18 protein-coding genes and 1 other RNA gene are annotated in these 21912 nt (G+C 56.9%); 18 read left to right on the top strand and 1 reads right to left on the bottom strand.

Annotated features, from left to right (window positions below):
• The first annotated feature begins 36 nt into the window (after positions 1-36).
• Together thiC and ACUVSA_RS03420 are read left to right on the top strand one after the other, a co-directional pair.
• Positions 37-1314, top strand: a complete 1278-nt coding sequence (thiC, locus tag ACUVSA_RS03425) for a phosphomethylpyrimidine synthase ThiC (RefSeq protein ID WP_445893797.1) — start codon at positions 37-39, stop codon at positions 1312-1314.
• 26 nt (positions 1315-1340) lie between these two features.
• A complete protein-coding gene (locus ACUVSA_RS03420) occupies positions 1341-2138 on the top strand; it encodes a sulfide-dependent adenosine diphosphate thiazole synthase (protein ID WP_445892880.1) in 798 nt (265 codons plus the stop codon).
• A 173-nt stretch (positions 2139-2311) separates the two neighbouring features.
• Here the strand turns inward: ACUVSA_RS03420 and ACUVSA_RS03415 are convergent, their stop codons facing one another.
• Positions 2312-4216, bottom strand: coding sequence for a B12-binding domain-containing radical SAM protein (locus ACUVSA_RS03415; RefSeq protein WP_445893796.1), 1905 nt, complete (start codon positions 4214-4216; stop codon positions 2312-2314).
• 100 nt (positions 4217-4316) lie between these two features.
• Between ACUVSA_RS03415 and ACUVSA_RS03410 the strand changes: the two genes are divergently transcribed.
• From ACUVSA_RS03410 to tyrS, 16 genes are all read left to right on the top strand, one after another.
• The gene (locus tag ACUVSA_RS03410) at positions 4317-5348 is read left to right on the top strand and encodes a rod shape-determining protein (protein ID WP_445892882.1); all 1032 of its coding nucleotides are present in this window, start codon (positions 4317-4319) and stop codon (positions 5346-5348) included.
• Between the two features lie 96 nt (positions 5349-5444).
• Positions 5445-6302, top strand: a complete 858-nt coding sequence (gene mreC, locus ACUVSA_RS03405; RefSeq protein ID WP_445893795.1) for a rod shape-determining protein MreC — start codon at positions 5445-5447, stop codon at positions 6300-6302.
• Between the two features lie 81 nt (positions 6303-6383).
• Positions 6384-6824 (top strand): hypothetical protein, encoded by a 441-nt coding sequence (locus ACUVSA_RS03400; RefSeq protein WP_445893794.1) that lies wholly within the window; start codon positions 6384-6386, stop codon positions 6822-6824.
• A 25-nt stretch (positions 6825-6849) separates the two neighbouring features.
• Positions 6850-8817, top strand: a complete 1968-nt coding sequence (gene mrdA / locus ACUVSA_RS03395; RefSeq protein ID WP_445893793.1) for a penicillin-binding protein 2 — start codon at positions 6850-6852, stop codon at positions 8815-8817.
• 4 nt (positions 8818-8821) lie between these two features.
• Positions 8822-9937 carry a rod shape-determining protein RodA gene (gene rodA, locus ACUVSA_RS03390; RefSeq protein WP_445892886.1) on the top strand — a complete coding sequence of 372 codons (1116 nt, stop codon included), beginning with the start codon at positions 8822-8824 and terminating at the stop codon, positions 9935-9937.
• Positions 9938-10176: 239 nt separating this feature from the next.
• The gene (locus tag ACUVSA_RS03385) at positions 10177-10602 is read left to right on the top strand and encodes an ATP synthase F0 subunit B (protein ID WP_445892887.1); all 426 of its coding nucleotides are present in this window, start codon (positions 10177-10179) and stop codon (positions 10600-10602) included.
• Positions 10603-10646: 44 nt separating this feature from the next.
• Positions 10647-11225: a F0F1 ATP synthase subunit B gene (gene atpF / locus ACUVSA_RS03380; RefSeq protein ID WP_445893792.1), complete on the top strand. Its 579-nt coding sequence runs from the start codon at positions 10647-10649 to the stop codon at positions 11223-11225.
• On the top strand, positions 11222-11773 hold the full coding sequence (gene atpH, locus ACUVSA_RS03375) for an ATP synthase F1 subunit delta (RefSeq protein ID WP_445892889.1): 552 nt from the start codon (positions 11222-11224) through the stop codon (positions 11771-11773). The genes atpF and atpH overlap by 4 nt, the downstream gene beginning before the upstream one ends.
• On the top strand, positions 11773-13290 hold the full coding sequence (gene atpA, locus ACUVSA_RS03370) for a F0F1 ATP synthase subunit alpha (protein ID WP_445893791.1): 1518 nt from the start codon (positions 11773-11775) through the stop codon (positions 13288-13290). Before atpH ends, atpA begins: the two co-directional genes overlap by 1 nt.
• A gap of 34 nt (positions 13291-13324) precedes the next feature.
• On the top strand, positions 13325-14194 hold the full coding sequence (gene atpG, locus ACUVSA_RS03365; RefSeq protein ID WP_445892891.1) for an ATP synthase F1 subunit gamma: 870 nt from the start codon (positions 13325-13327) through the stop codon (positions 14192-14194).
• Positions 14195-14233: 39 nt separating this feature from the next.
• Positions 14234-15643 carry a F0F1 ATP synthase subunit beta gene (gene atpD, locus ACUVSA_RS03360; RefSeq protein WP_445892892.1) on the top strand — a complete coding sequence of 470 codons (1410 nt, stop codon included), beginning with the start codon at positions 14234-14236 and terminating at the stop codon, positions 15641-15643.
• A gap of 25 nt (positions 15644-15668) precedes the next feature.
• Positions 15669-16073, top strand: coding sequence for a F0F1 ATP synthase subunit epsilon (locus ACUVSA_RS03355; RefSeq protein ID WP_445893790.1), 405 nt, complete (start codon positions 15669-15671; stop codon positions 16071-16073).
• 134 nt (positions 16074-16207) lie between these two features.
• The gene (gene glmS, locus ACUVSA_RS03350) at positions 16208-18040 is read left to right on the top strand and encodes a glutamine--fructose-6-phosphate transaminase (isomerizing) (RefSeq protein WP_445893789.1); all 1833 of its coding nucleotides are present in this window, start codon (positions 16208-16210) and stop codon (positions 18038-18040) included.
• A gap of 407 nt (positions 18041-18447) precedes the next feature.
• A non-coding RNA gene (gene ssrS, locus ACUVSA_RS03345) (6S RNA) lies at positions 18448-18626 on the top strand.
• Between the two features lie 230 nt (positions 18627-18856).
• A complete protein-coding gene (gene rny, locus ACUVSA_RS03340) occupies positions 18857-20419 on the top strand; it encodes a ribonuclease Y (RefSeq protein ID WP_445893788.1) in 1563 nt (520 codons plus the stop codon).
• A gap of 37 nt (positions 20420-20456) precedes the next feature.
• On the top strand, positions 20457-21743 hold the full coding sequence (tyrS, locus tag ACUVSA_RS03335; protein WP_445893787.1) for a tyrosine--tRNA ligase: 1287 nt from the start codon (positions 20457-20459) through the stop codon (positions 21741-21743).
• The last annotated feature ends 169 nt before the right edge of the window (positions 21744-21912 follow it).

The raw sequence follows: 21912 nt of genomic DNA, 5'->3' as shown, positions 1-21912 counted from the left end.
CTGCCTCCCCTCCTCCACATTCCACAGGAGGAGAATATGCGCACACAACTCGATGAGGCGAAAGCCGGCATCGTGACGGATGCCATGCGCCGTGCCGCGGACGGTGAGCCCGTGACGGCGGAACAACTGCGGGACCTGATCGCGAAGGGGCACGCTGTCTTGCCCAAAAACAGGCACCACGAATTCGCGGCGTTGCGGGCCATCGGCCGAGGGCTGCGCACAAAGGTCAACGCGAACCTTGGTGCCAGCGGCGAATGTGCCGACATGGCCTTGGAGCGGCGCAAGTTGGCGGCGGCCATTCGGGCCGGGGCGGATTCCGTCATGGACCTTTCTACAGGGGGGGATTTGGAGGCGCTTCGCGCCATGTATCTGCACGAGGCAGGCACTATGGTCGGCACCGTGCCCATTTATGCGGTGGCTACAGACATGGTTCGGCGGGGTGTTCCGCTGGAAAGAATGGATCCCGACGATCTCTTTTCCGGCATAGAAACCCAATGCCGTCAGGGGGTGGACTACATCACGGTGCATTGCGGCGTGACGCGGGCATCCGCAAAAAAGTTAGAGTCCTTTCAAAGGATCATGCCCTGTGTGAGTCGTGGAGGGTCCATACTGTTGTCGTGGATGCGTGCCAACCACAAGGAAAACCCGCTCTATGAGGATTTTGATACCCTGCTGGACATTGCCCATGCGCACGATGTGACCCTGAGCCTGGGCGATGGGTTCCGCCCGGGAGCCATCGCGGATGCCATCGATGGGCCGCAAATTGAAGAGCTTCTCATTCTGGCCGAGCTGGCCCGAAGGGCTCGAGACAAAGGCGTGCAGGTCATGATTGAAGGACCGGGCCACGTTCCCCTGGAACACATTCAGTCCCACGTGTATTTGGAAAAAAAGCTATGTGACGGCGCACCCTTTTATGTCCTTGGGCCACTTCCGACGGACATTGCCGCAGGCTACGATCATATCACGGCGGCGATCGGCGGCGCCTTGGCCGGAGCGGCGGGGGCCGACTTTCTGTGCTATGTCACGCCGGCGGAGCATTTGGGGCTTCCCGATGAAGACGATGTGTATCAAGGGGTGATGGCGGCCCGCATCGCCGCGCATGTGGCCGACCTCGCTAAGGGCATTCCCCTAGCGCTGGAGCGGGATAAAACCATGTCTCAGTGTCGCCGAACCCTGGATTGGGAGGGCGTGGTCACGGCAGCGTTGGACCCCGAGCTGGTCCGGCGTCGGCTGCAGGTGACAGAGGATCGTCAAGGGTGCACCATGTGCGGCAAACTGTGCGCCGTCAAATTGTCTGTTTCAGCAGCAGAGTGACACTCACGTACGAGGAGGAATGCGCCATGCCTTTGGAAGAGAGAATCATCACCAAAGCCATCATCGATCGGTATTTCGAAAAGATCAACGGCATTTTGAACCTGGACGCCGCCATTGTGGGCGCGGGCCCTGCGGGACTTGTGGCTGGCTATTGTTTGGCGTCCGCCGGAAAGAAGGTGGCGGTCTTTGAGAGAAAGCTCAGTGTCGGAGGTGGCATGTGGGGAGGCGGGATGCTGTTTAATGAAATCGTGGTGCAGGAGGAAGCTTGCCACGTGTTGGAGGAACTCGGGGTAAGCAAGCGGCTTTATCAGGAAGGCTATTACACGGCGGATGCCGTGGAAACGGCCTCCACCCTCACGTCACGGTGCGTGAAAGCCGGCGCCCCCATCTTCAACGCGGTCAGTGTGGAAGACGTGGTGATGCGGCCAGACGGGATCGTGGGGCTCGTGGTCAATTGGACGGCGGTGGACATGGCCGGCTTGCACGTGGACCCCCTAGCCATACGTGCGCGCGCCGTGATCGACGCTACTGGGCATGACGCGGAAGTGGTCAGAGTTGTGCAAAAAAAGGTGCCGGGAAGGCTGAAAACGCCCAGCGGATCGCTGGAGGGGGAAAAGTCCATGTGGTCCGATGAGGCGGAACGGCTCACCCTGGAAAACACGCGTGAGGTGTTTCCCGGTCTTTTTGTTGCGGGCATGGCCGCCAACGCCACCTTCGGGGGACCTCGCATGGGGCCGATCTTTGGGGGGATGCTGCTTTCGGGAAAGAAGGTGGCGGAACTGGTTTTTGCCTTTCTTGAATCCCTGCCCAAAGAAAATGCGTGAAGGCTCCACGAATTTTTACCCCAACGATCTGCAGGTGTCCCCTTGAAGGGACAGCGCTCTTTCGGTCTGCACCTTGGAAGGCGGCCAAAAGGCCGTGCTTTCAACGGTGCGTCCGTCCAGCTTCTTCACTCTCGGCCCCAGAATCCTTTGAAGCCGATTGTGGAACGCTCGGCTCAGGAAAAGATTTCTCCGTCACCCAGGCGCACGTGCACAATGTGCGGGGGGAACAACGCCCATAGGGCTTCCATCCACAAAGCTTCCTCGTGGAGAGAGGCCTGCATGGGAAGGCCTACCCACGCCTGATGAGCCGTCGACGGTGAAAGAGCCGGCGGCTCCTCAAGCTTTGCGGCATCAATCACCGGAAAGCGTGCAAGGAGCCTCTGAGAACCACGGACGGGCAAGAGCGCGAGGATCTGGACAGACCTTACCGGGTCTAAGGTGGAAAAGACCTCACGATCCATCACGTGATCGCGGGCGGCCAACACCCGCTGAGCCGCTTTAAACACTGCGGGCCACGGGAAATGGCGGTCTCTTAACGTGATGACAAGGCTCAGAAGACTCCACGGGTTTTTTTCAAAGATTTTCAATAAGACACTCATGACTGCGGGGTTTTCCAAGTGGTGGACCGTGTCCTGGGACACATAGACCGTAAGGGCTTGACCCACCGAAGCATCCCCGTTGCGGGTGGAGTCCTCGGTTGCAGCGCAATGCCCGGAAAAAAGATCGAGAGTTTTTTCCACAGGAAACGCCACGACAAGAGATCCGTGGTGCCGCACCTGGGGTGGATCCAAGAACAAAGGCGGTTCCGGTGGGAAAAAATCCACTCCGCTTGCGGCTTGTGCATATTCATAGGCGCGCCGAATATCATCGGGACGCATGTGGGGCGTTCGAATCACGTGGTAGGGAGGTTTCGCGTCGTAAAGCAGACCAAGAGACGCGGCTTGTCGGCGCAGTTCTGTGCCGGGAAGAAGGCTCAAAGTGTAAACACTCAGTTCGTCGTACAGAGCCTGATCAACGACAAAATCCAGGCTTCTTTTGACATCGTCGAAGGAATCTTCGGGAAGGGCGACCATGATGTCCACCATGACGCGGATTCCGACATCCCGAAGCGCCCGAATCCCAGCCACGAACCGGTTTCGATCAAACGGGCGGCGAATTCTTGCCAAAGCCTTTGGGTTGATGGTCTGCAAGCCGACTTCGACCTGGCTCAGACCGGCACGAGCCAGGGCCTGAGCAAGAGCTGGAGAGACGTCTTCGGCGGTGGCTTCGCACTGGAACGTGAAATCGTGAAGGCGGCGGGCCTCTTCAATGGCTTTTAAGAGGGCGGCAAGGTCCTTTCTGCGTGTGAAGCAAGGATCCACAAAATAAATTTCCGAAACGCCATGATGTGCCGCCCAGAGAAGCTCCTGTCGAAGACGGTTTAAGGAAAAATGCCGTACTCGTGGAAACCGCTTGTGGTAGTAACAGTAAGTGCAGCGATTGGGGCAGCCTCGCACGGTTTCCAGGAGCATGGTTCCGGCATCTGAAGGGAACAGGGCGCCGGACAAGTACGGCGAGGGCACGGCGTCCAGTGAATGGATGGGAGGGCGGGGTTGAGTGACGTGCCATCCGGTGGAAGAGGGAACCAGAAGTCCAGGAATACTTTTCAGGGTGGAAAAGCCCTTGGACAGCGCCGAAAGCAGGGTGGCAAAGGTCTGTTCTCCTTCGCCGATGATGCCCACGTCAAAGCCGCCGAATGCCATCAAAAAGTCATTCTCCGGAGTGACTTCCGGACCTCCAACGAGGATGCGGACATGGGGACACCGGGCTCGAAGGCGTTGTGCCAAGGCCAGGGATCGTTCCACGTTCCATACGTAGCAACTGAACCCAACCAGGTCCGGCTGCTGCGCCACGATCCAGGCTTCTAGCGCTGCGTCACCGCCGTAATTGACAAGGTCTTTGGGGCCGAGCACAATGCGTACGTCGGAGACCACGGATTCCGCGTAGGCTTTCAGGTATCCGGCGCCCAAGGTCATGTTCTCCATGGGATAGGCATAATCGTGGGATTGGACGGGCAGTTGCAGTAAAACGACGTTCACGGACCGGTCGAGACCTCCTGCAGGAAGTGATTGCGGAAAAATCGCCAAAGTGATACAGGTCGGCGGTTCAAGCGGATCCTAACACAGAGAGGGCGATTGCATGTTCTTAAATCGTATTTTGGGATGGTTTTCCAACGACTTGGCCATCGATTTGGGCACGGCCAACACCCTCGTTTACGTGAAAGGCAAAGGGATCGTGCTCTGTGAACCTTCCGTCGTGGCCGTCAAGCGCAGCGCGGGCCAGAGCACGCAGGTGGTGGCTGTGGGCAAAGACGCCAAGCTCATGTTGGGAAAAACACCGTGGACCATTGAAGCCATTCGGCCGATGAAAGACGGCGTCATTGCCGATTTCGAAGTGGCCGAAGCTATGCTGCGCTATTTTATTCGCAAGGTCCATAATCGGCGCAGCCTGGTGCGCCCGAGAATCATCGTGGCCGTGCCTTCCGGCGTGACGCAGGTGGAACGGCGTGCGGTGCGGGAGTCCGCCGAATCGGCGGGAGCGCGGGAGGTGTATCTCATCGAAGAACCCATGGCGGCGGCCATCGGAGCCGGGTTACCCATCACGGAGCCCGTGTGCAACATGATTGTGGATATCGGTGGTGGAACCACCGAAGTGGCCGTGATTTCCCTTGCCGGAATCGTTTACAGCCGTTCGGTGCGCGTAGGCGGAGACAAGATGGATTTGGCCATTCTGCAACACATCAAACGCAAATATAACCTGCTTATCGGGGAGCGAACGGCCGAGCTCATCAAAACCACCCTGGGCAATGCGTACCCCACGGGGCAAATAGAAACCATGGCCATCAAGGGCCGAGACTTGGTGAGCGGTATTCCCAAAACCATCGAGATCAACTCGGACGAGGTCAGGGAATCGATTCAGGAACAGATCGACACTATCGTGGAGACGGTCAAAACAGCCCTGGAACAAACGCCACCCGAACTGGCGGCGGACATTGTGGACCGAGGGATCGTGCTGACAGGGGGAGGCGCTCTCTTGCGCAACTTGGATCATCTGATTCGGCTGGAAACCGGCCTGCCTGTGGTGCTGACCGAGGATCCCTTGGCGACCGTTGTGTTGGGATCCGGAAAGGCTTTGGAAGATATCGAAATCCTCAAAGAAGTTCTCAGTTGAAGGGCATCTGAATCGCCGTAGGGCTGAAGCGGCCCATGGCGGAGATTTTGCGCGATTCACCAATCCATGCGTTCTTGGCCTGTGAGTGAATGATTTATGCCGGAATGGCTGCGCCGAATGCGGTGGCTGGCCGTGTTTGTGGTGACGGGAGGAGCAATGCTCTATGTCCTGTCGCTTAATTTTCGGCCCCCGGCCCCAATGGACATGGTGCAAAGAGCGGTTGTGGAAACCCTTGCCCCACTCCTGCTCGCCGCTCGAAAAGGCAGACAAACCGTCGAAGCATGGGTGCACCGCTATGTGGCCCTACGCCATGTGCAGGAAGAAAATGAGGTGCTGAAAAAGCAACGCGCCTTCCTGGAAAACGAGCTGGTGCGATACCAGGAAGCCTTTGTGGAAAACCAAAGGTTGCGACGCCTTCTGGACTTTCGCGACAGCCTTCAGGTGGAATCTGTGGCGGCCCAGGTGGTGGTCCAAAACAGCACGGGATGGTCGAGAACCCTCATCGTCAATAAGGGACTGCGGGAGGGCGTGCGCACCGACATGCCCGTGGTGAGCGATGAAGGGGTGGTGGGCTATGTGCTGGATGTTTCGGATCACTACGCTCGAGTGCTTTTGCTGATCGATCGAGACAGCGCGGTGGACGCCTTAGTACAACGCAACAGGGTTCGAGGCGTTCTCGGAGGCTTGGACATCGAGACGTGCGAACTGCGCTACGTTCGAAGCAATCAGGAGGTGCGGCCTGGAGATCTTTTGGTCACCTCTGGAAAGGACGGGCTCTTTCCGGCTGGAGTGCGTCTAGGGATAGTCAAGCAGGTGAAAAAGGACCCCTCAGCGCTCTTTCAACAAATCCTCGTGGTTCCGACGGTGCAATTCGGTATGCTTCAGGAAGTCCTGATTCTTAAGTCCTTGGCGAATTTTCCGGCGCCATGGCTGGAAGGGACGGCGAAAGAATAAAAGATGGGGATGGGGGGATTTCATCAACGGGAGCCAGGGCCGTGGGGGGCGATGGTCCTCGTTTTTTTTGGATATTCCCTGATGATTTTTGTGGTGGAGTCGGTTTTCATAACCAGCTTGCCGTGGACGGGGACACGGGCGGATCTCATGGTAGCCGTGTGCGTTGAGATTGCAGGGCGATTCCCTTTGTGGGGGGCCGTCGGCTGGAGTTTTCTCTGGGGCTATGTGAGCGAGGTCTTTCAAGGGCGCCTGTGGGGCGTCCACACAGCATCGTATCTGCTCGTGCTTTTTTTGCATCGCTTGTGGAGCACGCAAATGGACACGGGCTCTATGGTCTACCGAGTGCTGTTGGTGAGTGTGGGTGTCCTGGTGCAGAGCCTTTTTTCCGCCTTGATTGTGGGCGGCGTGTCCAAGGCGGCGAGCGGCTTGACGGCCGCGGCGGCTCAGACCGTCTTTTCCATGATGGCCGCTCCTCTGATCATGCTTCCCGTCCAATGGATCATGACGGAGAGAGATCGCTAGAGACAGCGTAGATGGGTCCCTTTAAATGAACCAAGCCAAAAGCCGAAACAATTCGGGCAAGACTCAGCCCATGGTTCAACCCGATACCCATAACCTTCAACTCATCCCGTGGGAAGTTAACGAAGGCGCCGTCTTTGAACGCCAAATCCGCCTTGTGGTGCTTTTTGCCTTGGCCGTCTTCGTTGTGTACATTTTTCAGCTCTGGTATCTGCAGGTAGCCAAAGGGCCCTACTACCGAAACCGTTCCGAAAACAACCGCATTCGTACCGAAACCATTCAGTCGCCTCGCGGCATCGTCTTTGACCGCCACGGCGTTCCTCTCGTGGAAAACCGCCCGGCTTTTCATCTGATGCTGGTGCGCGAAGATGTTAAAGACACTGAGACCCTGCACAGTGTTCTCCAAACTGTCAGTGCCTTGAGCGGCAAAAGCTTGGAAGAATTGGAAATGGTCCTGGAGGCCAACAAGAGCAAGAGGCGTTTTGAGCCCATTCGGCTCATTGCCGATATTGACCGAGATACCCTGGCAAAGGTTGAAGCGAGACGTTTGCGCCTGCCCGGCGTTTACGTGGAAGTGGTGCCGCGCCGTGGCTACAAGTTCAGCGGAACGGCCGCGCACTTGGTGGGCTACCTGGGAGAGATTTCAGAAGAAGAGCTGAAGAAGGCGGCTTATCAAGGGTATCAGCCGGGGGAATTTATCGGAAAGGGAGGCGTTGAGAAATCTCTTGAGGCGTTTCTTCGAGGAGAAAGTGGCTGGCGGCAGGTGGAAGTGGACGCTTTGGGCCGTCACATTCGCTCCCTCCAGGAAAGGCTGCCGATCCCTGGAAGGGACCTATGGTTGACCATTGACTTGGACGTGCAAAGAACCGCCGAAGAATGCTTGAAAGGCAAAATGGGAAGCATTGTGGCGGTGGATCCCAATTCGGGTGAGATTCTGGCCATGGCTAGCAGCCCCACCTTTGACCAAGAGCGTTTCGTTCGTGGCATGACGTCCGAGGAATGGAAAAGGATCATTGCTGATCCCAGCCATCCGCTGCTCAATCGCGCCGTGTCTTCAGCCTATCCTCCCGGATCCATATATAAACCCTTTGTGGCGGTGGCGGCTTTGGAGGAAGGCGTGGTGAGCCCGACGAGTGTCATCTCCTGCCCAGGATACTATCTCTACGCAGGACGCCGGTATCGATGCTGGAAGGATACGGGGCACGGGTCGGTCGATGTGCATCGGGCCATCGTGGAATCGTGTGATGTCTATTTCTACACCGTGGGGATGAAGCTAGGAGTAGATACCATTGCTACCTATGCCAAGATGTTTGGGCTTGGGGAGCTGAGTGGCATTGAACTTCCGTCGGAGCGGCCGGGGATTATTCCCACAAGAGACTGGAAACTCAAGGCCACGGGCATTCCCTGGCAAAAGGGGGAGACCTTATCTATTTCCATCGGGCAAGGCTTTAATCAAGTCACGCCCTTGCAGGCGGCCATGGCCTATGCGGCACTGGTCAACGGAGGGACCCTGTGGACGCCAAAACTCGTCCACCGCCTTGAAGCGGCGGATGACGGGGAGCAAGACGTGGTTAAAGCCAAGGTGCGTCGAAGGCTTCCTGTGCGCAAGGAGACCTTGGAAATTGTCAAGGGGGGGCTCGTGGGTGTCGTCAACGAAGCCCGTGGCACCGCCCACGGCATTGCCCTCAAAGAAGTGGCCTTGGGCGGGAAGACGGGTACGGCGCAGGTTGTGAAGATGGGTGAAAATGTCAACCGAAAGGCTCACCAGCGGGCCCTGCCCGAACACCAAAAAGACCACGCATGGTTTGTGGGCTACGGCCCGGCGCAGAAGCCGGAAATTGTGGTCGCGGTCATTGTGGAACACGGTGGCCATGGATCTTCGGGAGCCGCTCCGTTGGCCCAAAAGGTCATGCGCAAATATTTGGAAAAGACCCATCCCGAGCTTCGAGGCCGTGAGGACGCAGGAGTGTCGACCGTCGAGGACGACGGAGACTGAAGCCATGATGGATCGAAGGTTGGTGGAATATTTCGATTGGAGTGTTGTGTTCTTGTTTTTTGCCATTTCCTGCTTGGGGCTGGCTTCCCTGTACAGTGCCCTGTACACGCAAATTCAAGTGAATCCTTCACGAAACCTCTTCGTCAAGCAGCTGATTTGGTTTGGGTTGGGATGCCTTGTTTTTATAAGCGCTCTTTTAGTGGATTATCAAAAACTCAAAAAATTGACTCCTTGGCTTTACCTCGGCACCTTGGCGGCCCTGGCCGTGGTGCTTCTGGTGGGAGAGGGCATTAAAGGATCCAGAAGGTGGCTGACCATCGCCGGGTTCAATCTGCAGCCGTCAGAATTCATGAAGTTGGCCCTGGTGCTCCAATTGGCTCGAACCTTCTCCGCCCAGGACATCGAACCCTACCCGTCACTCAAACAATTGCTGCGGGCCGTGGGCTTGGTGCTTCCCCCCGCTCTTCTCATCGTGGTGGAACCGGACCTAGGGACCACCTTGTGCCTGCTCGCCGTCGCCTTCACTATGGTGTTTGTGCTCGGGATTCGCTGGAGATACCTCATTGCGGTGGCCCTGGCCGGCGTGCTCAGCGTGTATCCTCTGTGGCATTACGGCCTGAAAGAATATCAAAAGGATCGCATTCGCACCGTGCTGGCGCCGGAAAGGGACCCCATGGGCACCGGGTACCATACCATTCAATCCAAGGTGGCCGTGGGCTCCGGAATGCTCTGGGGTAAAGGCTTTCTCAAGGGGACACAAAATAAGCTTGGATTCCTTCCGGAAAAGCACACGGATTTTATTTTTTCCGTGTGGGCCGAAGAATGGGGGTTCTGGGGATGCTGTGTCATGATCGGCTTGGTTTTTCTGCTTATCTGCGCTGCGTTTCGGGTGGCCGTTCGCGCCAGGGACCGGTTTGGAATGATTGTCGTCGTGGGCCTGACCGCCCTGATCATGTGGCAGGCATTATTCAACATCGGCATGGTCATCGGTCTGCTTCCCGTGGTGGGCATTCCCCTGCCCTTTGTCAGCTACGGGGGCTCGTCGCTGTTGAGCCTGTGTGCCGCTGTGGGGCTCATTGAAAACGTGGCCATGCGCCGCTATGCCTATCGACCCAAGTGAGCCGTTCCACGATGACAAGCCCCTGTCGGAGGCATTGTGATTTTTTTTACTTTTTCGCTTGCCATCGCCGTCCAGGTGTGCTATGCACTGCGCCATGAGAAGGCTCCGGACTTAGATCCGGTCGGAATAAATGGCAAAACCCACTGCGAAGCGTTTGTGACAGCAAGGTCGTGGCGGCCGAGGGGAGAGCTTCACGCGGCCGTCGGCAAAGGAACACTAAGAGTGAGGGTGGGCAGATCATGATCAACGTCGATGTGACACTGTTTATTCAAATGGCCAACTTCCTTTTGCTGCTGGTGCTCATGAATCTGGTGCTCTACAGACCGATTCGGCGGCTGGTGGCCCAGAGAAACGAATTGGTCAGCAAGCAGAGGGCGGGCATCGACAAGGCGGAGAGCGAAGCGCAGAGGGCGATTCGACAATTTGAAGAGCGCCTCAAGGCGGCGCGTGCCGCAGGCCGCGAGAAGGTTCAGGAGATGAAGGAAGCCGCGTACCGTGTGGAAAAAGACCTCCTGAGTCAAGCCGCAGAAGAGGCGGCCCGGGAGGTGCAGGTGGTGCGCGAGCGGATTCAGAAGGAAATCGGCCAGGTTCGGGCTCAGCTTCAGGCCCAGATTCAGGTTTTTTCCAAGGACATGGCCCAACGGATTCTTGGCCGCAGTCTCTGATGTAGTGAAACGAGCCGGGGCATCTTCAAGGTAAGGGGCGATCGATGAAGGGATGGAAAACAACGTCGGCGGCACTGGTAGCAGTGAGTCTTGGTGTGGCGACCGCAGCCTTCGCTTCGGCGGGTGGAGGGCATGAGGCGGGGTTGCCCTGGAAAGATTTCTTTTTGCGATTGATGAATTTCGCCATCATGTTGGCCATTCTCATCAAGCTGCTCAAAAAACCCGTGGCCAATTTCTTCTCCTCGCGGCGGGAAAACATTCAGCAGCTTCTGACGGATTTGGAAGAAAAGAAGAAGGAAGTGGAGGCCAAGGCGGCCGAGTACCAAGCGAAGTTGGCGGCCCTGGATAAAGAAACCGAACAGATTTTGGCCGAGTATATTCAGGAAGGCGAGACCGAGAAGCAAAAGATCATTCAGGCGGCGGAAAAGCAAGCCCAATATATCAAGGAACAGGCCCGGTTGGCCATTCAGCAGGAGATCAAAGCGGCCAAGGAAAGCCTGCAAGAGGAGATCGCTGAGCTTTCGGTGAGCGCAGCGGAGGATCTTCTCAAAAAGCATATTAGGCCCGAGGATCAGGATCGCTTGATTGATGAATTCATCACAAAGGCGGTGGAGGCAAAGTGAAAAACCTAATTGTCGCCAAACGATACGCCAAGGCCCTGTTCAATCTCGCCTTAGAGGACGGGAAGCTGAGCGAGTATGGACAAGAGCTGCAAGGGCTGGTGCAGCTCCTCGACCAGCAGCCGCAGATCATGGATGCTCTGGCGAACCCGCTCTACCCAGAGGATGTGAAGAAATCCGTCTTTCGCACCCTGGCGCAAAAGGCTGAGATGAGTCCCGTGCTGCGCAGCTTCGGCACCCTGTTGGTGGAGAAACGAAGGATACGGCATTTGCCGGAAATCGCTCAGTACTTTCAGCGGTTGATGGATGAGCATTTCAACGTTGCCCGCGCTAAGCTCAGTGCTGCCGTAAAGCTGGACGAGGCAGCCATAAACAAGATTGCAGAAACCCTGAGCCGGCTGACAGGTAAAAAGATCGTCGTGGAGTTCCAGCAGGACCCGGATCTGATTGGGGGGGCTGTGGCTCGTATCGGCGATCTGGTCATAGATGGCAGCGTGCGAACGCAGTTGCAGGCAATCAAAGAATCTTTGAAAAGGGGTGAGCTGGGTTAATGGAAATCAGAGCCGAAGAAATCAGCCAAATTATTCGCGAGCAGATCAAGGACTACGAGAAGAAGGTTGAGCTCAGCGAAACCGGGCGTGTCCTCTCCGTCGGCGACGGTATCGCGCGCGTCTACGGCGTCGAGAAGTGCATGTCCATGGAATTGCTTGAGTTCCCTACCGATCACGGACCCATCTACGGGCTGGCCTTGAACCTGGAAGAAGACAACGTGGGTGTCGCCATCTTGGGCGAAGACATTCACATCAAAGAGGGCGCTGAAGTGCGTCGCACCGGGCGCATTGCTGAAGTGCCGGTGGGCGATGCGGTCATCGGGCGCATTGTCGACCCTGTGGGGAACCCTTTGGACGGCAAGGGCCCCATCGAGGCGAAGGAATTCTCGCGTATTGAACGCATTGCTCCGGGTGTTATCGCACGTCAGCCGGTGAATGAGCCCATGTACACCGGGCTCAAGGCCATTGACGCCATGACGCCCGTCGGCCGCGGCCAGCGCGAATTGATCATCGGTGACCGCCAGATCGGCAAGACGGCCATCGCAGTGGATGCCATCATCAACCAAAAGGACAGCGGCATCATTTGTATTTACGTGGCCATCGGGCAGAAAAAGTCCACGGTGGCCCAGGTGGTCGAGACGCTGCGCCGCCATGGGGCCATGGAATACACCGTTGTGGTGGCGGCGTGCGCCAGCGACCCGGCACCGCTTCAATACATCGCCCCCTACGCCGGATGTGCCATGGGCGAATACTACCGCGATACGGGACGTCACGCGCTGATTATCTACGATGACTTGTCCAAGCAGGCGGCCGCCTATCGCCAGGTGTCCCTGCTGCTCAGGCGGCCCCCGGCACGCGAGGCGTATCCCGGCGACATCTTCTACAACCACTCGCGACTACTGGAACGTGCGGCCAAGCTCAACGATAAGCTAGGTGGAGGATCCCTCACGGCCTTGCCGATTATCGAAACGCAGGCCGGCGACGTGTCCGCCTACATCCCCACCAACGTGATCTCTATTACCGACGGGCAGATCTACCTGGAACCGGGCCTCTTCTTCGCGGGTGTGCGCCCGGCCATCAACGTCGGTCTTTCCGTATCCCGCGTGGGCGGCGCTGCACAGACGAAAGCTATGAAACAGGTGGCCGGGCGTCTGCGTCTGGATCTGGCCCAATACCGGGAACTGGAGGCCTTTGCCAAGTTTGGAAGCGATTTGGACAAGGCCACGCAACAACAACTGAACCGCGGCATGCGCCTGGTGGAGCTGCTGAAACAACCCCAGTATCAACCGATGCCGGCGGAACGGCAGGTTATGGCCTTGTACGCGGGCACCAGAGGCTACTTGGATAAAATCCCGGTGGAGAAGGTAGGAGCCTACGAAAGCCAGATGCTCGCCTTCGTAGAAAGAAAATACCCGGAGATCCTTCAAGAGATTAAGGAAAAGAAGGTCATCAGCGAGGAACTGGACAAGAAAATGGCTAGCGCGCTCGAAGAATTTGCTGGAGTCTTTCAGGGATAATTCGAGGCCGAGGCCTTGCTGAAAAGAGGCGGGTATGGCGACCCTTCGGGATATCAAGCGTAAGATTGATGCAGTCAAAAAAACCTCGCAGATCACCAAAGCCATGAACATGGTGGCGGCGGCCAAACTGCGAGGGGCTCAGGAAAACATGGAGCGCTTCCGAAACTATGCGGAAAAGTTTCGGGAGGTCATCGGCAGGCTCGCGGCAGGGGTGGAGCCAGATGGAACCTTTCAGCTCATGACCCCTCGGGAAGAGGTTAAAAAGATCGAATTGGTGCTTCTGACTGCAGACCGCGGGCTGTGCGGAAGTTTCAACAACAACTTGATCGCGACAGGCGAGCGGTTCATCACCAAGAAGCGCGCTGAAGGCGTTGAAGTGTCCTTGACGGCCGCCGGACGCAAGGGACGCGATTACTTTCGCCGTCGCCGCTATGCCATGCGCGCCGAACTGACCGGCTTGCTGAACAAGCCTAACTACGACGACGCCTTTCGATTGGGGCGGGACATCATCGAGCTTTTTTTGGACGGCGAGGCCGACGAAGTGTACATCATCTACAGCCATTTCCGTAGCATGGTGAAACAGGAGCCTCGTCTTATTCGGCTTTTACCCATCGTTCCCGAAACCCAAGCCGAAGGGGAAGTGCGGGAGTATCTTTTTGAACCGTCGCACCAAGAGCTTCTGAACGACTTACTGCCAAATTATGTTTACAACCAACTCCTGGACTGCTTTTACCTGACAGCGGTCAGTGAACATGCGGCCCGGATGACGGCGATGGAAAACGCCACCAACAACTGTAAGGAAATGGTTCGCAGCCTGACCTTGACGTATAACAAGGCACGCCAGGCATCCATCACCAAGGAACTTATGGACATCGTCGGTGGCGCGGAAGCTCTCAAGAAGTAGCCGATGGTTCTAAAAATCAAAAAGGAGGTATCGGCCCACATGAATATTGGAAAGATTGTCCAAGTCATTGGGAACGTGGTCGACGTTGAGTTCGAAGAAGGGAAGCTGCCGGCGATCCTGACCGCGCTTTTGGTAAGCAACCCCGGACTCAGCGACGAAGAGGACAACTTGGTCTTGGAAGTCGCCCAGCATCTCGGTGACAATGTGGTGCGCACCATTGCCATGGACCTGACGGACGGGCTCGTCCGCGGCATGCCTGTGAAAGACACGGGCAAACCTATTCAGATGCCGGTGGGCAAGAAGGTTTTGGGTCGAGTGCTCAATGTGGTGGGACGTCCCGTGGACGGTCTAGGACCTGTGGACGCAGATGAATTCATGCCCATTCACCGTCCGGCACCTACCTTCACGGAACAGGACACGTCTGTGAACGTGCTGGAAACGGGCGTCAAGGTCATCGACCTCCTGGTGCCGTTTCCTCGTGGTGGAAAGATGGGGATGTTTGGCGGTGCAGGCGTGGGTAAGACCGTCGTCATGATGGAAATGATTCACAACATCGCCATGCAGCACGGCGGTATTTCCGTGTTTGCTGGTGTGGGCGAGCGGACCCGTGAAGGCAACGACCTGTACCTGGAAATGAAGGAATCCGGCGTTCTTCCGCGTGCAGGCCTGGTGTACGGGCAGATGACGGAGCCTCCGGGAGCTCGGGCGCGCGTGGCCTTGTCGGCCCTTACTGTGGCAGAGTACTTCCGTGATGTGGAAGGCCAGGACGTGCTGCTTTTCATCGATAATATTTTCCGATTCACGCAGGCTGGTGCCGAGGTTTCGGCACTGCTTGGCCGCATGCCGTCCGCCGTGGGTTACCAACCAACTCTGGGCACGGACCTGGGCGAGCTGCAGGAACGGATCACCTCGACGACCAAGGGTTCCATCACCTCGGTGCAGTGCGTGTACGTGCCCGCAGACGACTTGACCGACCCGGCGCCAGCCACGACCTTTGCGCACTTGGATGGGACGGTGGTGCTTTCCCGGCAGATCGCCGAGCTGGGCATCTACCCGGCTGTGGACCCTTTGGATTCTACGTCGCGCATTCTGGACCCCAACGTGCTTGGGCAAGAGCACTACCAGACGGCCCGAAACGTTCAACAAATACTGCAAAAATATAAAGACCTGCAGGACATCATTGCCATTCTGGGTATGGACGAATTGTCCGACGAGGACAAGATTATCGTGGGGCGCGCTCGAAAGATCCAGCGGTTCTTGTCCCAGCCGTTCCACGTGGCGGCGCAATTTACCGGTGTAGAAGGCAAATACGTGAAGCTGGAAGACACCATTCGAGGCTTCAAGGAAATCGTGGAAGGCAAGCACGACGATCTCCCGGAACAGGCGTTCTACATGGTCGGGACGATCGAAGAGGCCATCGAAAAAGCCAAACAGATGGCTGCAGTGTAACCTTCTGAGGGAACGGTGGGCAATCATGGCGGGAAAACTGTTGTTGGAGATCGTCACGCCGGTCCGCAAGGTATTGAGCGAAGAAGTGGACATGGTGGTGGCTCCTGGGGAATTGGGCGAATTCGGCGTTTTGGTGAACCATATCCCCTTCTTGAGCAAGTTGAAGATCGGCGAGCTGCGGTTCAAGGTGGGAGCCAGCACCCGGTATGTGGCCATCATGGGCGGCTACGCTGAGGTCTTGCCCGATAAGGTGACCATTTTGGCGACGGCGGCGGAAGAGGCCAACGACATTGATGTCATTCGCGCTCAGGCGGCCAAGGAGCGAGCGGAACGGCGGTTGCGCGAGGCCAAGGACCGAGTGGAGTTTGCCAGGGCTCAGGCGGCGCTGCAGCGAGCTCTGGCCCGACTGAAGGTTGCGGAGCGCCGCTAGATTCCATAGGTACCGTATGGAGGCAAAAACCCCGTCGCCCAGCGACGGGGTTTTTGCGTTGAGGCTGACATATGGCGATGCCGATTATATAGTAGCGCCGCAATCTGTGGGATCGAACACAAAGGAGATGGAGGATGTGTGGGATCATCGGATATATCGGCCAAGAAGACGGCGTGGAGATGATTGTCGAGGGGTTGAGACGTTTGGAGTACCGAGGATACGACAGCGCCGGCATCGCCGTTGTGGATGAAGGCGGCAAAATCCAAACCGTCCGATGCGTGGGAAAAATCAGGCGGTTGGAGAAGCGGTTGGCCGAAAATCCTGTACGTGGAACGGTTGGCATCGGCCACACCAGGTGGGCGACGCACGGCGCACCAAGCGATGAAAATGCGCATCCCCATCGCTCCGGTCCTTTCGCCGTGGTGCATAACGGGATCATTGAAAACCATGGTGAGCTTAAGGACCGTCTGTTGGCCAAAGGGTACGAGTTCACCTCGGAGACGGACACAGAGGTGATCGTGAAACTTTTGGAGGATGAATGGCGCCGCCGCGGGGACTATGTGGAGAGTGTGCGGGCCACACTTCGGCAATTGCGGGGGAGTTTCGCGGTGGTTTTTCTCAACGAAGAGGCTCCCGACCTTCTCGTGGGGGCACGGCGGGAGAGCCCCCTCATTCTTGGCCTGGGCGAAGGCGCCTACTATTTTGCCTCGGATATTCCGGCTATTTTGCATCAAACCCGATCTATCATTCTTTTAGAAGACGACGATCTTGTGGTGCTTCGCCGAGATGGCTTTCACATCGAGACGCTGGAGGGAAAGCGCCGCCCTTATACAGTCCAGACCGTGGACTGGAATCCAGTGGCTGCGGAAAAGGCCGGATACAAGCACTTCATGCACAAAGAAATTTTTGAACAGCCTCGGGCCATCATCGACACTTTACGCAGCGTCGTCGATCTGAACCGGGAACGCCTTCGATTTGCGGACCTCAATATTTCCGAATCCTTAGTGAAGACGGTCACGCGGATCCATTTGGTCGCCTGCGGCACATCCTTTCATGCATGCCTTGTGGCCAAGTATCTGCTGGAGCAAATGTGCCGCTTGCCCGTGGATGTGGATCTGGGCTCGGAATTCCATTACCGCGGCCCCCTGCTCAATGGATCAAGCCTACTCATGGTGGTGAGCCAGTCGGGAGAGACGGCGGACACTCGAGCGGCTTTGAAAGAAGGTCTTGAAAGAGGAGCCCATTGCCGGGCGTTGGTCAATGTCGTGGGAAGCAGCCTGGCGCGCATGGCCCAAGGCGTCCTCTACACGCACGCCGGGCCTGAGATTGGCGTGGCGTCCACCAAGGCCTTTACAACCCAACTTGTGGCCTTATACCTTTTTGCACTGCATTGGGCCAATTTGTCGGGCAAGCTTCGCCCGGGAGAACTCTCTGAGCACATTCAAGGGCTTCGCGAGCTTCCGGGGAAACTGGAGGAGGTCCTGAGCGGTGAACAGACACTGCGGGAATGGGCACGGCTGTTCATGGACCGAGAACATTTTCTCTACTTGGGTCGAGGTCCCCTTTACCCCATTGCCCTGGAAGGGGCGCTCAAAATGAAAGAAATCTCGTACATTCACGCGGAAGGCTATGCCGCCGGCGAGATGAAACACGGACCCATCGCGCTCATTGATGAAAAGATGCCTGTGGTGGTTCTCGTGCAAAAGGGACCCCTCTACGAGAAGATGCTTTCCAATGTGCAGGAGGTGAAGGCTCGAGCAGGCAGGATTTTGGCTTTTGTGGAAGGTGGTTGCGATGCGAGACTGGGCCACGATGTTCTTCAGTTTCCCGTGCCCCAGACTACACCATGGCTGGCTCCCATTGTCTTCACCGTACCTTTGCAACTGCTGGCTTATCATATGGCCGACCTTCGCGGTACCGACGTGGACCAGCCGAGGAATCTTGCCAAGAGTGTCACTGTTGAATAGCGAGGCGGAAGCTTTCTCGAGTTTAAACTTGACTTTCGCCGGGTCCTACGCATAAAATTTTTCAGAAGCGGGAAATGTAGTGGAATGTGAGCGGCTTAAAAAAGAAGGCGTTGCGCCGGAGCATCGATGGATCTGAGGGTGTGACCCAAGGCGGCCCCAAGAGGGCAGAAGAGCGGACCGACGGGCGGCAAAGCCGAGATTTTTTCGATGTTTTTGCCATGCCGAGCCTTCGCACGAGACTTTGCGAAAGGCACTGTATGGGCAAATCAAGATATGAGGAACAAGGGTAGGGTCCGGTGTCCGGGTACAAAAGACAGCGGAGGGACCGTGCGGAGCCAAACGAGTTGGAGTTCCAAACATCATGATGCGGGGCTTCGAAGGATCCAGCCCGGGAGATAGTTTTCCATGAGCCCCTGCGGTGCGCGTGATTGGTAGAGCGTTTCTGAGCCAACACCAACAAACAGGGAGTTCCCTCTCTTTCCGGTGTGCGCGTCGCTTGGTCGACGCGCCTAAAGGAATGAAGGAACACCCACTTCGCTGAATCGGTTCAAGACCGACTGCCGACACGGCACAAAGCGGGGGCATCCTCTTCATTTGATCCTCAAAGGCCAGCCTGCCGACTGCCTGCCCACGAGTGCCTGGGGGTTTCGTTCAAGCCCGCGGGTCTTCCCTCAGTCAAAATCCCCTATGACGTGCGCATTTCACCGTCCGTGTCCGTGTGGTGTGCACCTCTGCGCGCGGCGCTAACGGAGTTGTTCATGTCTTGAAAGCTCCAAGGCGCTGAGGCCTTGAAGCATGTAAAGAGAAAGGAGCCCTATGGGACAGTTGGGAACCGTGATCGTGGCCTTTGTGGCTCTCTTGGTCGGTATGGGCGCAGGCGTCCTGGGCTGGCGTTTGCTGCTCCAACGCAAGACCCAAAAGGAGAGGCGGGAGAGCGAACTCCTGCTGGAGGAGGCTCGCAAGGAGGCCGAAACCCTCAAAAAGGAGGCGATCCTACAAGCCAAGGACAATATTTTTCGGCTAAAGGCAGATTTCGAGAAAGAAACCAAGGAGACGCGAAAGGAGCTGCAAAGCCTCGAAAAGCGGTTGCTGCAAAAAGAGGAAAACCTGGACAAGAAATCCGAGGCTTTGGACAAGCGCGAAAGTGCTATTGCCAAGAAGGAAAAGCAGCTTCAGGACAAGGAAAAGGATCTGGAGCATCGATCCAGAGAGCTTGAGGATCTTATTGACGCGCAGAGGGCCAAGCTAGAGTCCTTGTCGGGAATTTCCGTGCAGGAAGCCAAGGAGATGCTCATCAAGAGCATCGAGGAGGAGGCGCGACATGAGGCGGCCTTGACGGTCAAGCGCTTGGAGGCGGAGGCCCGGGAACAGGCGGACAAGAAGGCCAAGGAAATCATCGCGCTGGCCATTCAGAGGTACGCCGGGGATTATGTGGTGGAGAAGACGGTCTCTGTGGTCAATCTGCCCAACGACGAAATGAAGGGGCGCATCATCGGCCGTGAAGGGCGCAACATTCGAGCGTTGGAGGCTACCACGGGGATTGATCTCATCATCGACGACACGCCGGAGGCGGTGATCTTGTCTGGATTTAACCCCATTCGGCGGGAAGTGGCACGCCTTTCCTTGGAGCGGCTCATTTCCGATGGGCGCATCCATCCGGCCCGCATTGAGGAAATCGTGGAAAAGGTGGGCCAGGAGATCGACATGGCCATCCGGGATGCCGGAGAACAGGCGGCCTTTGACGTGGGCGTTCACGGCATCGATGCGGAACTCATCAAGCTGGTGGGCAAACTGAAGTATCGCACCAGCTATGCGCAAAACGTGCTGCAGCATTCCCGAGAGGTGGCCTTTTTGTGCGGCGTCATGGCGGCGGAACTTGGACTGAACGAAAAGCAGGCCAAGCGAGCAGGTCTTTTGCATGACATCGGCAAGGCCGTGGATCATGAAGTGGAAGGGCCTCACGCTCTGATTGGAGCGGATCTGGCCAAAAAGTACGGCGAATCGGCAGAGATTGTCAATGCCATTGCCGCGCACCACGAGGATGTGCCGGCGGAGAGTGTCTTGGCCATTCTGGTCCAGGCTGCGGATGCGCTTTCCGGAGCCCGCCCGGGAGCCCGAAAGGAACTTTTGGAGTCCTATGTGCGCCGGCTGGAAAATTTAGAAAAGATTGCCATGTCCTTCAAAGGCGTCTCCAAGGCCTATGCCATTCAAGCCGGCCGAGAATTGCGGATCATAGTGGAAAACGAATCTGTGGGGGATGCGGATACGGTGCTCTTGAGTAAGGATATTGCCAAGCGCATTGAAAGCGAACTGACGTATCCGGGTCAGATCAAGGTGACGGTCATTCGAGAGACCCGCGCGGTAGAGTACGCCAAGTAGGGGTGACAACAGCCGGGCATAAGGAAGGGGAAAGACCGTGACAGGGGCAAACAATGCACTGGATGTGCTGACGGAACGGGGTTTTGTGGAACAGGTCACCGACCCGGAGGCTTTGCGGCAACGGCTTGGCCAGCCCGTCACGTGCTATATCGGGTTTGATCCGACGGCGGACAGTCTGCACGTGGGAAGTCTTGTACCCATTATGGCCTTGGTCCACATGCAGAGGGCGGGCCACCGTCCTATTGTGCTGGTGGGGGGAGGCACGGGCATGGTGGGAGATCCCAGCGGCCGAACGGAAATGCGCCAGATGCTCACCAGGGAAGAAATCGAGCACAATGTGCAGGCTCTCAAGACCCAGCTGTCTCGATTCCTGGACTTCAGTGAAGGCAAGGCACTCATTTTAAACAACGCCGACTGGCTTTTAGATTTGAAATACATCGAGTTCCTTCGAGACATCGGTCGGCATTTCAGTGTCAATCGAATGCTTGCCGCGGAAAGCTACCGTGTTCGACTGGAAACCGGGCTCAATTTCATCGAATTCAACTATATGCTTTTGCAGGCGTACGATTTCTATCATCTGTCCAAGGCCTATGGGTGTATTCTGCAGATGGGCGGCAACGACCAGTGGGGCAACATTCTGGCGGGGATCGATCTCATTCGCAAGAAACTGCACCAGGAAGCCTTTGGCCTCACCTTTCCCCTCTTGACCACAGCCACCGGCGCCAAAATGGGAAAAACGGCGGCGGGCGCCGTGTGGTTGAGTGCTCAGCGAACGTCCCCTTACGACTTTTATCAATACTGGGTCAATGTGGACGATCGGGATGTGGTGCGGTTTCTCAAGCTCTATACCCTGTTGCCCGTGGAAGAAATCGAGGACGTTTCGCGCCTTGAAGGACAAGAGCTGAACGCGGCCAAATCGGTGCTGGCCTATGAGGTTACGGGCCTTGTGCATGGCCGGCAGGCGGCTGAGGACGCCCATCGAGCGGCATCTCAGCTTTTCGGACGGCGCCGCATTTCTAAGGATCTTTTGCCGTCCAGCGCGGTTTCCAGAGACAGACATCGCGAGGAAGGGACGGTGCCGACCTTTTATGTGGAGCGTTCACGGCTCGAAGCGGGTGTGCCAGCCTATGAGCTGTTTGCCGATGCGGGTCTCAGCGAAAGCCGAAGCGCTGCGCGGCGGCTCATTCAGCAAGGGGGCGCTTACATCAATGGTCGGCGCGTGGATCGCTTTGATGCGCTCATTTCCATGGACTGGTTTGAGAACGGAGCGATGCTGTTGCGGGCGGGGAAGAAAAAAATGAGCCGCGTTTGTGTGGGCCCGTGATTTTTTCCCTTGACCCGCCATCAGGCTTTTGCTACATAGGCCGAGCCTTTCGGGGGGAGCAAAAAAGTCCTTGACTCTCCAAAGGCAAGAGGATATAAAAGAAAAAAACTCTGCTCTTTGAAAACTAAATAGTGAGTAGCGTGCTGGGCCTTGAAGAAAGGGACCGCGC

This window comes from Desulfosoma sp. (genome assembly GCF_052743555.1).
This window is presented reverse-complemented; position numbering and strand designations above follow the sequence as displayed.